Source organism: Polaribacter sp. SA4-12 (assembly GCF_002163675.1).
Taxonomy (GTDB): Bacteria; Bacteroidota; Bacteroidia; order Flavobacteriales; family Flavobacteriaceae; genus Polaribacter.
Map to the genome: position 1 here is coordinate 3,573,388 of NZ_CP019334.1, position 16,754 is coordinate 3,590,141.

The following is a 16,754-nucleotide window of genomic DNA, read 5'->3' on the forward strand; positions in this document are numbered from 1 at the left end:
TTGTGAGTAAATGGACTGTAATAACCTAAATTTGGGTTTTTTTTTGGGGGTAAAAATTTTAGAATAGAAGTCATTAAAGTTTTGTAAATTCACTTAATAATAATTTTATTTAAGTCGTAAAAAAATGTTGCAAAAGTTTAGTGTTTTTATAGTTGTATTTTTATTCTTCAGTATTACTGTCCATTCTCAAAATAAAAAAGATGAAAAAGAAGTTTCTTTTATGATTATTGATGAAGTTCCTGTTTACCCTGGATGTAAAGGAAGTAAACAAGAATTAAAGAATTGCTTTAGTAATAGTATTCAAAGATTATTTATTGAAAACTTTAACTCAGATCTACCAAATCAACTGCTTCTTAAAGAAGGAAAGCATAGAATTTTCATAGGTTTTAAAATTACTGCTTCTGGAGATGTAGTAAATGTTGTTGTAAGAGCTCCGCATCCAAAATTAAAAGAGGAAGTAAAGAGAGTTATGAATTTATCACCAAGAATGATTGCTGGTAAAGTAAAGGGAGAAAATGTTGCCGTAAAATATTCAATACCATTTACTATTTTAGTAGAAGAAACTAAAGCTCAAAAAAAAGCTAGAAAGAAAAAAGAAAGAATGGACAAAAAAAACAAAAACTAATCTTTTAATTTATTATTTTCACATATTATTAGGTTCTCATGTTTCTACGAGTTTTTTCTTTTTTATTAATCATATTTTTTATCACTTCGTGTGATAAAATTTCTTTTTCAAAAAACAAGAATGTTCAAGTATTAGATACTATTGTAGATTATTCTTCTGTAGATACTTTTCCTTCTTTTAAAGTTTGCGATTCTATTATTGATAAAACAATGAAATCAGATTGTTTTAGAGCAACCATTCATCAAAAAATAGGAGCAGAGTTACAGCAACATACATTTGTCATAAAAGATTCTGTAGACGAAATTATTTATGTTGATTTAATTATAAATTCTCAAGGCGTTTTTACTCTAGATACTATTCAATCTTCAGATAGTATAAAAAAAATATTGCCTCAATTAGATAGTTTACTTAGAGTAAGTGTTCAAAATTTACCTAAAATTCATGCAGCAAACAAAAGAGGAATTCCTGTCACTATAAAATATAGTTTACCAATTCGTATTAAGTTATAAGAAGTGTTCATCTAATTTTTTCTGATATTCTTATTATGTAATTCTCTAAAATGAAAAAACTCATTTTAGATTCCTATAATTATAGAAATCTAAAATGAGTTTTTATAAATTGTTATAAACGAATCTTATTCTAAATTAAATTAAGACTGTTTTAATTACAGTTTTAAACTATTCTGTTGGGTTTAACATTGCCCAAAGTTTATCTTTTAATTCTTGTAAACCTTGTTGAGCCACAGACGAAATAAATAAAGCTTCAACACCTTCTGGTAATTCAGCTTTAATTTCTGCTTCTAGTTCTTCGTCTAGCATATCTGTTTTAGTAATCGCTAGTAATCTGTCTTTATCTAATAACTCAGGATTGTGCTTTTTAAGCTCATTTAAAAGAATATCATATTCTTTATTAATGTCATCACTATCTGCCGGAATCATAAACAACAAAGCAGAGTTACGCTCAATATGACGTAAAAAACGATGTCCTAATCCTTTTCCTTCTGCAGCACCTTCTATAATTCCAGGAATATCTGCAATTACAAATGTTTTGTGATTTCTGTGTTCTACAATTCCTAAGTTAGGTTTTAATGTTGTAAAAGCATAATCTGCAATTTTTGGTTTTGCAGCTGTTAAAACAGATAATAAAGTAGATTTTCCTGCATTAGGAAAACCAACTAAACCAACATCAGCTAATAACTTTAATTCCATTCTAAACCAACCATCAAAACCATCCATTCCTGGTTGTGCGTATCTTGGTGTTTGATTTGTAGAAGATTTAAAGTTCCAGTTTCCAAGTCCACCTTTTCCACCTCTTAATAAAACAACTTCTTTTTGATCTTCAGTTATTTCTACAATTACTTCATCAGTATCTGCATCTTTTATAATTGTACCTAGAGGAACATCAATAAAAATATCTTGTGCGTCAGCACCAGAACTTCTACTTGCACTTCCACCACCCCCACTTTCTGCTCTAAAGTGACGTTTAAATTTTAGGTGAAATAATGTCCACATATTTTTATCTCCACGTAAAATAATGTGTCCTCCACGTCCTCCATCTCCACCATCAGGTCCACCTTTGGTAATATACTTTTCTCTATGTAAATGCATAGAACCTTGTCCGCCTTTTCCAGAAGAAGCGTATATTTTTATGTAATCGACAAAATTTCCTTCAGTCATAATTGTTGTTTCTTTCATTCCTACAAATGCAGGAATCTTATTAATTTGTATCTCAATTTTTCAATTGAGATTCCTGTCTTTACAGGAAAGACAAACTGTTATAAAGTATTAAATACTTCAGAAATTCGTTGTGTAATTTCTTTAATAGAGCCTACACCATTAACTCCGTAGTATTTATCTTGTTCGTCAAAATAATCTTTTAAAATGGCAGTTTTTGTATTGTACTCATTAAAGCGATTTCTAATCTTTCCTTCATCAGTATCATCTGCTCTACCACTTGTTTTTCCTCTCTCTAATAAACGAGTTACTAAGATATCTTCAGAAACTTCTAAAGCTACCATTCCGTTTATTTGTTCTCCTTTTTCAGCTAAGAAAGCATCTAATGCTTCTGCTTGAGATTGTGTTCTTGGAAAACCATCAAAAATAAAACCTTTAGCATCTGCATTTTTCTCTACTTCTGCTTTAAGCATATTAATTGTTACTTCATCCGGAACTAAATCTCCTTCATCCATGTATTTTTTAGCTAATAAACCTAATTCAGTCTGGTTTTTGATGTTAAAACGAAACACATCTCCTGTAGAAATATGTACTAAGTTGTACATGTCTTTTAAGAATTCTGCTTGTGTTCCTTTTCCTGCTCCAGGAGGGCCAAATAATACTATGTTTTTCATTTTCGGTGGTGTTGATAGTTGATAAATTGCTGGGTAATTTCTACCTATACCATTGTAATCTAATCCGTAACCAACAATAAACTTATCTTCAATTCCTTTTCCGATATAATCTATTGGCAATTCTTTTTTAAAGACATCAGGTTTAAAAAATAACGTCGCAACTTTTAGTTGTTTTAATTTCTTGTCTCTAAAGATATTATAAATTTCTTGAAGCGTATTCCCTGTATCAATAATATCTTCTAATATAATAACAGTTCTTCCTGTTAAATCTTCATTAATACCAACTAATTGTTTAACATTTTCCGTTGAAGATGTACCATTATAAGAAGCTAATTTTACAAATGAAACTTCGCAGTCTCCATTAAATTCTCTTATAAAATCTGCAGCAAAAAGAAAACACCCATTTAAAATTCCTACAAAAATGGGAATCTCACCTTTTGGTAAATCTGCTTTTACTTGAATTGCTAATCGTTTTACAATTTTTGCGATTTCTTCCTCATTAATATAAGGTTTAAAGTATAAATCTTGAAGTTTTATTATGCTCATTAGAATGTAAATATAATTTCTGTTTGTTTAATGAAAAAACCGTTTTCTTGTGCTTAACTTGTTTAAGTGTCACATAAGAAAACGGATTTTTATTTATGTTTAAAGAATTTTATTTATTCTTTTCTTCCTTTTTAGAAGTGTCAAACATTATTGGTGTTGCCACAAATAATGAAGAATATGTACCTACTGCTACACCTACAATTAGAGCGAACATAAATCCTTTAATAGAATCTCCACCGAATAAGAAGATAATCACCATTACTAATAATGTTGTTAATGAAGTATTTATTGTTCTTCCTAAAGTAGAACTTAAAGCGCTGTCTACAACTTTGCTATATTTCCAATCTTTATGAGTGTCAGTAAATTCTCTAATTCTATCAAATATTACCACAGTATCATTCAGAGAGTAACCAACTACTGTTAGTATTGCTGCAATAAAGGATTGTCCTATTTCCATATCGAAAGGCATAAAGCTATATGTAATTGAGAATACACCTAATACAATTAATACATCATGGAAAACTGCAACTACAGCTCCAATAGAGAAAGATACTTTTCTAAAACGTAATAAGATGTATAAGAATACTACAAGTAACGAACCAAAAACAGCATATAATGCTGATGTTTTAATATCATCTGCAATAGAAGGTTCTACTTTAATAGAACTCATTACACCTGCACCTTGCTTTTCGAAACCTGGTTTAAAGTTCTCATAAGTAGTATCTCCTAAATATGCTTTTAATCCTGTAAATAAAGCTTGTTGAACTTGATCATCTACCTCTTGACCTTCTTCATCAATTTTAAAAACAGTTGTAATTTTTAATTGATGATCAGAACCATACGTTTTTACTTCTGGAGATGTTCCAAAAGCATCTTTTAATGTTCCTGCAACATCAGTAGCACTTACTGGTTGGTCAAAACGAACAACGTAAGAACGACCTCCTTTAAAATCTACACCTTGTTTTAATCCGATAGAGAATATTGAAACAATACCTGCAATAATTATGGTACCAGAAACGATGTAAGCAATTTTTCTTTTTCTTAAGAATTCCATATTAATGTTTTGGAACCATCCTTTAGAAACAGAAGTGTTAAATGTTAATTGAGAACCTTTGTTAACTGCTCTGTCAATTAAGATACGTGTTATAAATACAGCTGTAAATAATGAAGTAGCAATACCAATCATTAATGTTAATGCAAAACCTTTAATTGGTCCTGTACCAAAAACATATAATATAATACCTGTTAATAAAGTAGTAATGTTTGCATCAATAATTGCAGATAAAGCTCCTTTAATAGAGAATCCTTCATCAACAGACTGACTTAAACCTTTCTTCTTAAATAATCCTTCTTTAATTCTTTCAAAGATAATTACGTTTGCATCAACAGACATACCTATTGTTAAGATAATACCAGCAATACCAGGTAATGTTAATACAGCTCCAAAAGAAGCTAATATACCGAAGATAAATAAGATGTTTACTACTAATGCAACATCAGCATATACACCTGCTTTACCATAGTATAAGATCATCCAAAGTAAAACTAATAAAATAGCTAATCCAAAAGAGATAAAACTTGCATCAATTGCTTCTTGACCTAATGAAGGTCCAACAATTTGTGCTTGAATCATTCTTGCTGCAGCTGGTAATTTACCTGCTTTTAATACAGTAGCAATATCTTCTGCTTCTTCAATTGTCATACTTCCACCAGAAATAGAAGTTCTACCACCAGTAATAGGAGTATTAACAGAAGGTGCAGTATAAACATAGTTATCTAAAACTACAGCTACGAATTTACCTTGATTGTCAGTAGTCATTTTAGCCCATTGTTTAGTACCTGAACTATTCATAGTCATACTAACTTCTGGCTTATTTAATTGATCAAAAACTTGAGAAGCATCTAAAATAACATCACCTTCAATAGTTGCATTACCTTTTCTACTTCCTTTAATAGCATATAAACCAATTAACTCAGTTCCGTCTGTACTTTTATTCGCTTTATAATCCCATAAGAATTTAACATATCTTAATTCGTTAGGTAATAAAGCTCTAACTTCTTTTCTGTTTAATAAATCATTAACAGTAGCAGTATCTATAACTTTAGCTTGTGCAACTAAAGAACTCATTTGTTGTTGAGATTGCGCTACATTAGGAAATAAATATGTAAAAAGGTTCTTTTGATTTACGCTTGTAGAATCTTTAGTTTCACCTAATAAATCATCAATATCATCTTTCTTAGTAGAATCTATTACTTTTTCTATAACAGAAGTATCTTTTAATAATTCAGCAATTTTAGTATTTGCAGTAAAAAAGAAATTTTGAATTTCTGCATTTGTATACACTTCCCAAAATTGTAATTCAGCTTTACTCGTAATTAACTTTGTAACACGCTCAATATCTTTTGCACCTGGTAATTCAATTTGAATTCTACCAGAGTTTCCAATTCTTTGAATTTTTGGAGAAGAAACTCCAAATTTATCAATTCTACTTCTTAAAACTTCTAGGGTAGTAATAATAGAACTGTTAATTTCTTCTTGTAAAGTTTCTTTAACAGTGGCGTTATCTTCATTGAAAGTTATTTTTTCACTTAAAGCTTTAGTTCCAAAAATAGAAGGATCACTTAATTTAGTTGTTCCTGCAATGTTTTCAAATTCTTCAAAGAATAAATCTAAATAATTTGCATTATCGTCTTTCTGTGCTTCATCAGCGGCAGCTAATGCTTGGTTGAAAACAACATTCTTAGAATCGTTCGTTAAGCTTTTTAAAACTTCTTTTACAGAAACCTGTAAAATTGCATTAATACCACCTTTTAAATCTAGACCAAGATTCATCTCTTTTTCTCTAAGGTCTTCATAAGTGTATGTTGTAACACCTAAGTCAATAATTTCTTTGTTAGAAACGCTATCTAAGTATTTTCTTTCAAAAACAGCTTTCTTTCTTGCATCATTATCAGTTACTTTACTTTCTGCATAATTTACTGCATCATCTTCAACCTTGTTGGCTAAAAACGTAAATGATAATTGGTATAAACTCACTAATCCGAAAAGGATAGCGAATACTTTAATAAGTCCTTTGTTTTGCATGTTATTTATTTTATGTCGACTTTTTTTGTTAAAACGAGCAAATATATAGTATCTCGTAAAATCTGACAATTAATTCGGTTGATTGTTTTTTCTTATTATAAGTTTGAAACTCATAATATTAAAGTGATTATGAGTTAATGTAAAAGATTACATTTTTTAACTATAATAATTTTTGGGTCCTGCTCTAACTTCAGGTTCTTTGTGAGAAGTTCTATCCTTTGTAAAAGGACTGTTTTTGTTGACTTTATAAGTTGTTTTAAAAAGTTGATTTGCTTTGTATTGATCTAATTTTTTTACAAATGCATAATAATTATAATTTGTAAATCTATCAGAGTTATACTTAACGTCAAAAACGAATTTATAATCTGAATTTGAGATGTCAGTTTCGCTTGTTAACTCATGAATGTCAATATTGTAATTAGAAGAATTTTTGTTGTTTTCTTTATGATCAGAATCTTTATTTAAAACTAATTTATGCTGTTTTGTAAGCTCTTCTTTAATAGCATTAATGTCAAAAACACTGTAGTAGGAAATTTTTAAAGTACCGTTTCGTGTTTTTTTGATGTTAATGTTTGTAACACCAACATTCAATAGTTTTTCTTTTACTTCAGCAATTGTATTTTCAATATTTTTATTGTTGATTTTAGCGTCAACAAATTCTAAAACTATTTCTTGATTAGGTATAGAAACCTGCTCTTGAAACGCTCCAAAACAAATAAAGATTAATAATAAAGTACTAAAGTACCATTTTGCTTTCATTTGCCAAATATATAAAAAAGATTGCTTTGTCCTTTTGAAATTGTCGATCTTATTTATTTCTTTATTTTATCAATTTAATTATATAATCTGTAATTTTTTATTACAATTACTTTGTATTTTTGTGAAGTCTGAAAAATGATTGTATTTTTCTCTTTTTTTGATAAAACAACGACACGTAAAATATAAATATGACACATCTTACTGATATTGGAATTGCACAAGCCAAGACACTTCAACATATTAAAAATATTGCTAAAAAAATTAACGTAGATGAAGATGATTTAGAGATGTTTGGTAAGTACAAAGCAAAGCTTCCTTTGTCTTTAATTGATGATAAAAAAGTTGATGAGAACAATCTTGTTTTGGTAACAGCATTAACACCAACTCCTGCAGGAGAAGGTAAGACTACTGTTTCTATTGGTTTGTCTGAAGGTTTAAATAAAATAGGGAAACAAGCTTTAGTTGTTTTAAGAGAACCCTCTTTAGGTCCTGTTTTTGGAGTAAAAGGAGGAGCAGCAGGAGGAGGATATTCTCAAGTTGTACCAATGGAAGATATCAATTTGCATTTTACGGGTGATTTTAATGCTGTTGAAAAAGCAAATAATTTATTAGCTGCTTTAATTGATAATAATATTCAGAGCAAAACCAATAACTTAAATATCGATCCAAGAACGATTCTTTGGAAACGTGTCATTGATATGAACGATCGTGCTTTGCGAGATATTACTATTGGTTTAGGAGGAACAACAAATGGAATTCCAAGACAAGATGGTTTTAATATTACACCTGCGTCAGAAGTAATGGCAATTCTTTGTATGGCCTCAGATTTAGAAAATTTAAAGAAACGTTTAGGTGATATTTTTATAGGTTTTACTTTTGATAAAAAACCTGTTTTTGCTCGTGATTTAAAAGCAGAAAATGCAATGACTATTTTGCTGAAAGAAGCTATAAAACCAAATTTAGTACAAACTCTTGAAGAAAACCCTGCAATTATTCATGGAGGGCCGTTTGCAAATATTGCCCAAGGAACAAATACAATTATCGCTACTAAAATGGGATTGTCTTTATCTAATTATGTAGTTACTGAGGCCGGTTTTGGTGCAGATTTAGGTGCTGAGAAATTTTTAAATATCAAGTCTACTTTTGCAAAATTGAATCCTAAATGTGTTGTTTTAGTCGCTACGATTAGAGCTCTACGTCATCATGGAGGTGTAAAATCAGAAGATTATAATATTCCTGACTTAGAAAAAGTAAAAGACGGATTTAAAAACTTAGAGAAACATATAGAAAATATTAGAAAATTTAATATTGAACCCGTTGTAGCAATCAATGCTTTTACTTCAGATTCTGAAGAAGAAATTAATTTTGTAATTGAAAAATGTGCAAGTTTAGGAGTTGATGCTGTTTTGTCTGAAGGTTGGGCGAAAGGAGGAGAGGGAGCTAAAGAATTGGCAAAGGCAGTTGTAAATGTTGTAGAAAATAAAGCGACTCAGTACAAACCTTTGTATGATTGGAAATCTCCGATAAAAGATAAAATAGAAATTATTGCGAAAGAGATTTATGGAGCAGTAAAAGTAGAGTATAGTAAAAGGGCGCAATTAAACTTAAGGCGAATAGATCGATTAGGTTTTAATGACTTTGCAATTTGTATGGCGAAAACACAAAGATCTTTTTCTGATAATGCTTCTTTGATAGGGAGACCAGAAGGATTTACAGTAACAGTTAGGGAAATAGAAATAGCCGCAGGAGCACAATTTATAATTCCTGTTTTAGGTAAAATGATGCGAATGCCTGGGTTGCCAGCAATTCCTGCGTCAGAAAATATGACGATTGATAATAATGGTGTTATTTCTGGATTGTCATAGAATTTAGTAGATCTCACAGATTTTAAGAACCTGTGAGGTCTTTAAAGTTAAGTTATTTTAACCGCCATTCTTTTCCATTTCTATCGTCGAAACCAATAATTCCTTCATTGACATCAAAATAGATGTAATTTAAAGTTGGTAAAGGCCAATTATCACTAATTGCTTCTGTTTTTGTTAAATCAATTTTATTAGCTTTATAATATTTTTTATTATTAAAACTCATTTGAAAGGTGTTCTTATAATCAATTAAAGCCCATTGATTTCTATTGTTAAATGGTCCATAGCGTCCAATATTAGTAATTAGACGAGATTCTTCTGAAATAACTCTAGGCTTTCCATTTCTGCCATCATTAAACTCTTTTGGCCCTCTATTTGTACTAATCTGGATACTCTTACGAATATTAATTTCATCAATATCAAAAAAAGTGGACTTTAAATGAACTGTTTGTTCATCAAAATAAAAATATTTTGTTGAATAACCACCTACCCAAGAACCAGTTGTATGTAACTGTTTTTCTGACTCACTTTTTACAGCATCAAAATATAATTCTTCATTGTCTTGATTTACAAAAGTTAGTCTTGAATTCAATTCAGGAAGATTTAAAAGATTTGGAGTGTCTTCATTTTGAAATTGAAAATAGGGTAGATGGGGATAAAGCTCAACTTCTGAACAATTTATTAAAAGTAAGCCTGTAAAAATTACTAAAATTGAATTAATTGTTTTCATAACAAAAGGGTTTTTATCAAAATTAGTATTAATTAAAAAAATAAGTGTCCAGAATTTCCTTATTTGAGAAATTCTGGACACATTTATGAAATTCTAGACTTATCTTAAATAAAAAAACAGTATTTTATTCATTTTTTAAAATGAGTGTAATACTTATTCTTATTTCAGAATAAGAAACTTCTTCATTTAGTTTATCGTAAATGGGTTTTAATTCTATTTTTCTACCTAAAGTATTAAAAGCCTCACGAACTTTATTTATGGTTTCTGTACTAATATATTGTTCTAAGTCTACTTTTTTTCCTTCAGAATATAATTGTGATAAATGTGAAAAAATAGTAGTAATAGATAAGTTTCTTTTTTCTGCTATTTCTGTTGGATTTAATCCTTCTTTGTATAATTCAAATGTGGTTACTGTTGTTGCAATTTTTCTTGGTTTCGAAACGCTTTTGAATTTTCTAATAACATTCATAAACTCTTCACCATACTTTTCCATTTTGTTCATTCCGACTCCTGAAATTGCTAAAAATTGATTTTCGGTTGTTGGAAGTTCACTTGCCATTAATCTTAAAGTCTTGTCATTAAAAATAATGTAAGCAGGCATTTTCTCTTCTTTAGAGATTGCGTATCTAATTTTTTTGAGTTCTGTAAATAAGTCTTTATTTATATCGCCTCCAGTTGTTGTTTTTGCTGTTTTTTGTTGCTTCTTTTTATCAGTAGGGCTTGTAGGAGTTGTCAATCGTATTGTTTTATCACCTTTTAAAACTTCCCAACCAATGGGTGTTATTTTTAAGGCAGAACTTTCAGCGTACATAATTTCTATGAGTCCTTGATTAGCCATTTGAATTACGTAATCTCTCCAGTCAAAAAAGGAAACATCTTTTCCTATTCCATACGTTTTTAGTGTAAAATACTGTTTTGAGTGAATATCTGCATTATTACTTCCTCTAAGTACGTTAATCAACATTGTAATTCCGTCTTTTTCTCCCATTCTAACAATACCAGAAAGTGCTTTTTGTGTTAAAATTGTTCCTTCAAAATCTTTAGGAGGGTTTTCGCAAACATCGCAATTACCACAATTTTCAGTAAGGTGTTCTCCAAAATAAGATAAAAGTATTTTTCTTCTGCACGATTTAGCTTCTGCAAATTGAAGCATTCTATTCAACTTTTCTTTTTGCATATCAGAATTTGCGCCATCATCTGCAAATTGGCTATACAAAACAAAATCTCTCATATTATAGTAGAGTATGGTTTCTGATGGTAATCCATCTCTTCCTGCTCTTCCTATTTCTTGATAATAGCCTTCTAGGTTTTTTGGTAAATTATAATGAATTACAAAACGAACATTCGATTTATCAATTCCCATTCCAAAAGCAATAGTAGCAACAATTATTTTTGTATCGTCATTTATAAAATCGGTTTGAGTTTCTTCTCTTTCTTCATGATTCATTCCTGCGTGATAAAAAGCTACAGAATGTCCTTCTCCTTTTAAATGATTTGCTACTTCTTCTGTGTTTTTTCTACTCAAACAATAGATAATACCACTTTCGTTTTTTCTACGTTCTATAAAATTGCTGATTTCTTGTAGTTTTCTCTTTTTCTGAACTTGTCCTCGTACTTCTATGCTTAAGTTTTTTCTATCAAAAGAAGAGATGAATAATTTAGAGTTGCTTAAACCTAATTGTTCTTCAATATCTTTTCTAGCAGATTTATCCGCTGTAGCGGTTAATGCCATAAAAGGTACTTGTGATAATGATCTTCTAAATACTTTTAATTGTGTGTATTCTGGTCTAAAATCATGTCCCCACATACTTACACAGTGTGCTTCATCAATAGCGACTAGTTTTATATTTAATTGTCTAAGCCAAGTATTACTTACGGATATTAATTTTTCTGGGGATAAATACAATAATTGTAAATCGCCATTAATTGCTTTTGTGATTACTTCGTTTTCTTCTTCTGTAGAGATAGAACTGTTAAAAAAATCGGCTTTAATTCCGTTTGCTTTTAACGCTTGAACTTGGTCTTTCATTAATGAAATAAGCGGAGAAACTACAATTGTAATTCCTTCAAAAATTAATGCAGGAATTTGGAAACACATAGATTTTCCACCACCAGTTGGCATTAATACAAAACTATCTTTTCCGTCTATTGTTCTATCGATAATTTCCTCTTGTAGCGGACGAAAGTTATCATAACCGAATACGTTTTTTAAAACAGTATGTGTTTGTTTCATCATTTTTCTTTAGCAATTAAGAAACAAAACTACATATTGAAACCTAGAATTGCTTTTATAATTTGAAAATATTTTACAAAAAAAAATCCAACTCATTCCGAATTTTCGGAAAAGTTGGACTTTTACTATTTACTAATACCTAAAAACTAGATACTAATTTTTATAATTCTAACAATCCATTAGTAGCTTTTACACCAGTAGCAGATTCAGTTAATTTAGCTTTTTCAGCATCAGTTAAAGAAATCTCAACAATTTTCTCAATTCCGTTAGCACCTAAAACACAAGGTACACCGATTGATAAATCAGATAAACCAAATTCACCTTCTAATAAAGCAGAACAAGGGAAGATTTTTTTAGTATCACAAGCAATTGCTTGCACCATTGCAGATACAGCAGCTCCAGGAGCATACCATGCAGATGTTCCTAATAATCCAGTTAATGTAGCTCCACCAACTTTAGTATCTTGAACAACTTGATCCATTCTTTCAGCTGATAAAAATTCAGAAACTTTTACTGAGTTTCTTGCAGCTTTATCAATTAATGGAACCATTCCTTTATCAGAGTGACCTCCAATAACCATTCCATCAACGTCAGAAATAGGCGCACCTAAAGCTTCAGCTAATCTGTATTTAAAACGTGCAGAATCTAAAGCTCCACCCATTCCAATAATTTTGTTTTTTGGTAAACTTGTTGTCTTATGAACTAAATAAGTCATAGTATCCATAGGATTAGAAACAACAATAATAATTGTGTTTGGCGAATGCTCTATTAGATTAGAAGAAACAGTTTTAACGATTCCTGCATTAATTCCAATTAACTCTTCACGAGTCATTCCTGGTTTTCTTGGAATCCCAGAAGTAATTACACAAACATCAGAACCTGCTGTTTTAGAATAATCATTTGTGCTTCCAGAGATTTTAGTGTCAAATCCATTTAAAGAAGCAGTTTGCATTAAATCCATTGCTTTACCTTCAGCAAAACCTTCTTTAATGTCTAAGATAACAACTTCGGATGCAAAGTCTTTAATTGCAATGTATTCTGCACAACTTGCACCTACTGCACCAGCTCCTACTACTGTAACTTTCATATTTATTATTTTTAAGATTTATAATCAAATTTATTTGTAACAAAAGTACAAAAATAAGAGAAGATTTTGGTTCTATACAACAAAAAAAAGACATCTAAACGAGATGTCTTTTTTTGTTGTATTTTAAGGTTAATTATCTAATACTAAAAGCAACTCCTGCTGAGAAAGTATTGTATTCTTGAATAGCATAACTACCAAATATTTTAAAGAAACCTAAACTTAATCTAGCTCCTAGAGTAGTTGTAAATCCACTAGAATCAAAATCTAAATTAGAAGGAACACTTAAGCTTTTTGTTATTGTTGGTTGTAAAGGATTGCCAGTTTGGTATTCACCAACAAAAGTACCAGACATTGCATAGCTTGCGCTACCGCTATTGTAACCAATACCTCCGTAAAGATTTATAATAGGGAAATTTAATGAAGCTATTGCTTGAACTGTAAATGCTTTTAAATTAAATTCTGTTAAAGCGTTTTTAACTTGAATTTCACCTGTAGGTTGATCTGCAATACCGTAATTAACATCCATTGTAGTGTAGGCAGCTAAAAGAGAAACGTGTAAAGGTGTTTTTTCCATTGGTCCAAACCAATCTGTAATTTCTTTTTTAATTCCTAAACCTAACATTTTTACTGATCCATCATCTTCTCCGATGTTAGTTTTTGGTACAAATCTTAGCATTCCTTCAAGTTTCCAAGGTAAACCAATGCTTAGTTGAACAATAGGAGCAGGTATAGCTTTTGCTGGTAAATCCTCTAAAACTCCACCAGGTGAATCAAAATTTGCTGATACATTATTCCCGTCAATAGTTGTTTTAACGGTCATCGTCGTTGTGTTGCTGGGGCCTGCAAATGTTGATGCAGTAGTAGAGGTAGAGGTTACAGAAGAGTTGTTTCCTAATACAGCAGAAATGTTAAATAATTCTTTTTCAGTAGGAATCATTGCTCCACTTAAACCTATTGCTAAGTCAAAACCAAAAGGTTTGTGAACTTTTGCTGTATGATACCATCCATTGTTCATTGCGTTTATAAAGCCTTCCATTCCTGGGGCAAAATAAGCTTGCATCAGTTTTTTAGAATCAGCAGCATCAGCTAATAAGATAGCTTCAAAACCTTCTTGAGCTTTTACGTTAAAGGTTAAGGTGAATACACCTATAAAAATTAAAATACATTTTTTCATTTGTAGTAGTTTTGGTTAATAATTGGTTGTAGTTTGGGGTTTTATATAAGCTAATATATAAAAATATGTTAAAGTATTGTGAAATTAGTTGTTGTTTTGTTAGGGAAACAGGTAAAAACCCTTGTTTTTAGTGAATAAAAAACCCCAACAAAATGTTGAGGTTTAGTATTTTGTTAAAATAAATATTAATGTTTAAGCATCAATATTTGCGTATTTTGCATTTTTTTCAATGAATTCTCTACGTGGTGGAACTTCATCTCCCATTAACATAGAAAAAACTCTATCTGCTTCAGTAGCATTATCAATAATAACTTTTCTAAGTGTTCTAAATTCAGGGTTCATAGTTGTATCCCATAATTGATCTGCGTTCATCTCACCAAGACCTTTGTAGCGTTGAATAGCTACATTTCCACCTAGTTTTTGAGCAATTAAATCACGTTGATTGTCATCCCAAGCATATTCTCTTTTTTGACCTTTCTTAACTAAGTATAAAGGTGGAGTTGCAATGTAAATATAACCTTGCTCTACCATTTCTCTCATATATCTAAAGAAGAATGTTAATATTAAGGTAGCAATATGCGAACCATCTACATCGGCATCACACATAATAACTACTTTATGGTATCTTACTTTAGATAAATTTAAAGCTCTTGGGTCTTCTTCTGTACCAATAGAAACACCTAAAGCAGTAAACATATTTTTGATCTCTTCGTTTTCAAAAACCTTATGTTGCATTGCTTTTTCAACATTCAAAATTTTCCCACGAAGTGGTAAAATTGCTTGAAAATTTCTATCTCTACCTTGTTTTGCTGTTCCACCTGCAGAATCTCCCTCAACTAAGAAAATTTCACATTGAGCTGGATCAGTTTCTGAACAGTCAGATAATTTACCAGGTAAACCACCAATAGACATTACTGTTTTACGTTGCACCATTTCTCTGGCTTTACGTGCTGCATGTCTTGCTGTTGCTGCTAAAATTACTTTTTGAACAATTATTTTAGCGTCATTAGGATTTTCCTCTAAATAATTAGTTAACATTTCAGAAACTGATTGCGATACTGCAGCAGAAACTTCTCTATTTCCTAATTTTGTTTTTGTTTGTCCTTCAAATTGTGGTTCTGCAACTTTTACAGAAACGATTGCTGTTAATCCTTCACGGAAATCATCACCAGCAATATCAAATTTCACGTTTTTCAATAAACCAGATTCATCAGCATACTTTTTTAAAGTTCCTGTTAAACCACGTCTAAATCCAGATAAATGTGTTCCTCCTTCATGCGTGTTAATGTTATTTACATAAGAATGTAAATTTTCTGCGTAAGAAGTATTATAAACCATGGCAACTTCAACGGGAATTCCGTTTTTCTCACCTTCCATAGAAATTACTTGAGAAGTTAATTGCTCACGAGTAGAATCTAAATATTTTATAAATTCTGGTAAACCTTCAGTACTATGAAAAATTTCAGAAATAAAGTTACCTTCATCATCTGTTTCACGTTTATCTGTTAAAGTAATTGTAATCCCTTTATTTAGGTACGATAACTCACGCATACGAGTTGCTAATGTCTCGTAATTAAATTCTGTAGTTTGTTTAAATATTGATTTGTCTGGTAAAAAAGTAACAATTGTACCTGTAAAGTCACTTTCTCCAATTGTTTTTACTGGATATAATGCTTTACCTTGAGAATATTCTTGTCTCCAAACTTTTCCTTCTTTATGAACTGTTGCTACTAAAAGATCTGAAAGTGCATTTACACAAGAAACTCCAACACCGTGTAAACCACCAGAAACTTTATAAGAATCTTTATCGAATTTACCACCGGCACCAATTTTTGTCATTACAACTTGTAATGCAGAAACGCCTTCTTTTTCGTGCATTCCAACAGGAATTCCACGACCATTATCTTTAGTTGTAACAGAATTGTCTTCGTTAATTGTAACATCAATTGTATCACAATAACCACCCATTGCTTCATCAATAGAGTTGTCTACAACTTCGTATACTAAATGGTGTAAACCACGTACACCAACATCTCCAATATACATAGATGGACGCATTCTAACATGCTCCATCCCTTCCAGTGCCTGAATACTGGAAGCATCATAATTGTTTTTTTTGTCTTCGCTCATTATATTGTATTGATTTTCTTTTTATGATAAATACTCGTTAAAGTATAGTCTATCAAATATAAATAAAAACACAGTATTAAGGCCTGTTTTGTTGATAAAACTCAAAATTGTTGATAAAACTAAAAACGCCTTAAATCGATTAAAAAACGCCTTCTGATCGATTTGAATGATTTTTT

General features: G+C 30.5%; 12 protein-coding genes. 3 read left to right on the forward strand and 9 right to left on the reverse strand.

Annotated features, from left to right (window positions below):
* The first annotated feature begins 124 nt into the window (after positions 1 to 124).
* Positions 125 to 625 carry an energy transducer TonB gene (locus tag BTO07_RS15555; RefSeq protein WP_087522098.1) on the forward strand — a complete coding sequence of 167 codons (501 nt, stop codon included), beginning with the start codon at positions 125 to 127 and terminating at the stop codon, positions 623 to 625.
* 38 nt (positions 626 to 663) lie between these two features.
* The gene (locus tag BTO07_RS15560) at positions 664 to 1,134 is read left to right on the forward strand and encodes a hypothetical protein (RefSeq protein WP_087522099.1); all 471 of its coding nucleotides are present in this window, start codon (positions 664 to 666) and stop codon (positions 1,132 to 1,134) included.
* Positions 1,135 to 1,302: 168 nt separating this feature from the next.
* Here BTO07_RS15560 and obgE read toward each other — a convergent pair whose 3' ends face one another.
* From obgE to BTO07_RS15580, 4 genes are all read right to left on the reverse strand, one after another.
* Positions 1,303 to 2,301, reverse strand: coding sequence for a GTPase ObgE (gene obgE / locus BTO07_RS15565; RefSeq protein WP_087522680.1), 999 nt, complete (start codon positions 2,299 to 2,301; stop codon positions 1,303 to 1,305).
* Positions 2,302 to 2,399: 98 nt separating this feature from the next.
* The gene (locus BTO07_RS15570; protein WP_087522100.1) at positions 2,400 to 3,518 is read right to left on the reverse strand and encodes an adenylate kinase; all 1,119 of its coding nucleotides are present in this window, start codon (positions 3,516 to 3,518) and stop codon (positions 2,400 to 2,402) included.
* 109 nt (positions 3,519 to 3,627) lie between these two features.
* Positions 3,628 to 6,603, reverse strand: coding sequence for a protein translocase subunit SecDF (secDF, locus tag BTO07_RS15575; protein ID WP_087522101.1), 2,976 nt, complete (start codon positions 6,601 to 6,603; stop codon positions 3,628 to 3,630).
* Positions 6,604 to 6,759: 156 nt separating this feature from the next.
* On the reverse strand, positions 6,760 to 7,362 hold the full coding sequence (locus tag BTO07_RS15580) for a hypothetical protein (protein ID WP_087522102.1): 603 nt from the start codon (positions 7,360 to 7,362) through the stop codon (positions 6,760 to 6,762).
* Positions 7,363 to 7,550: 188 nt separating this feature from the next.
* On the opposite strand from BTO07_RS15580, the gene BTO07_RS15585 reads away from it, so the two are divergent.
* Positions 7,551 to 9,227, forward strand: coding sequence for a formate--tetrahydrofolate ligase (locus tag BTO07_RS15585; RefSeq protein WP_087522103.1), 1,677 nt, complete (start codon positions 7,551 to 7,553; stop codon positions 9,225 to 9,227).
* A gap of 52 nt (positions 9,228 to 9,279) precedes the next feature.
* Here BTO07_RS15585 and BTO07_RS15590 read toward each other — a convergent pair whose 3' ends face one another.
* The 5 genes from BTO07_RS15590 to gyrB form a co-directional block, all read right to left on the reverse strand.
* Complete coding sequence (locus BTO07_RS15590) at positions 9,280 to 9,954, reverse strand: hypothetical protein (protein ID WP_087522104.1); 675 nt, start codon at positions 9,952 to 9,954, stop codon at positions 9,280 to 9,282.
* Between the two features lie 124 nt (positions 9,955 to 10,078).
* A complete protein-coding gene (gene recQ / locus BTO07_RS15595) occupies positions 10,079 to 12,190 on the reverse strand; it encodes a DNA helicase RecQ (protein ID WP_087522105.1) in 2,112 nt (703 codons plus the stop codon).
* Positions 12,191 to 12,347: 157 nt separating this feature from the next.
* Positions 12,348 to 13,274: a malate dehydrogenase gene (locus tag BTO07_RS15600; RefSeq protein WP_087522106.1), complete on the reverse strand. Its 927-nt coding sequence runs from the start codon at positions 13,272 to 13,274 to the stop codon at positions 12,348 to 12,350.
* Between the two features lie 133 nt (positions 13,275 to 13,407).
* Entirely contained in the window at positions 13,408 to 14,448 is a 1,041-nt protein-coding gene (locus tag BTO07_RS15605) for a DUF6588 family protein (protein WP_087522107.1), read from the reverse strand.
* Between the two features lie 192 nt (positions 14,449 to 14,640).
* On the reverse strand, positions 14,641 to 16,578 hold the full coding sequence (gene gyrB / locus BTO07_RS15610) for a DNA topoisomerase (ATP-hydrolyzing) subunit B (RefSeq protein ID WP_087522108.1): 1,938 nt from the start codon (positions 16,576 to 16,578) through the stop codon (positions 14,641 to 14,643).
* Positions 16,579 to 16,754: the final 176 nt, after the last annotated feature.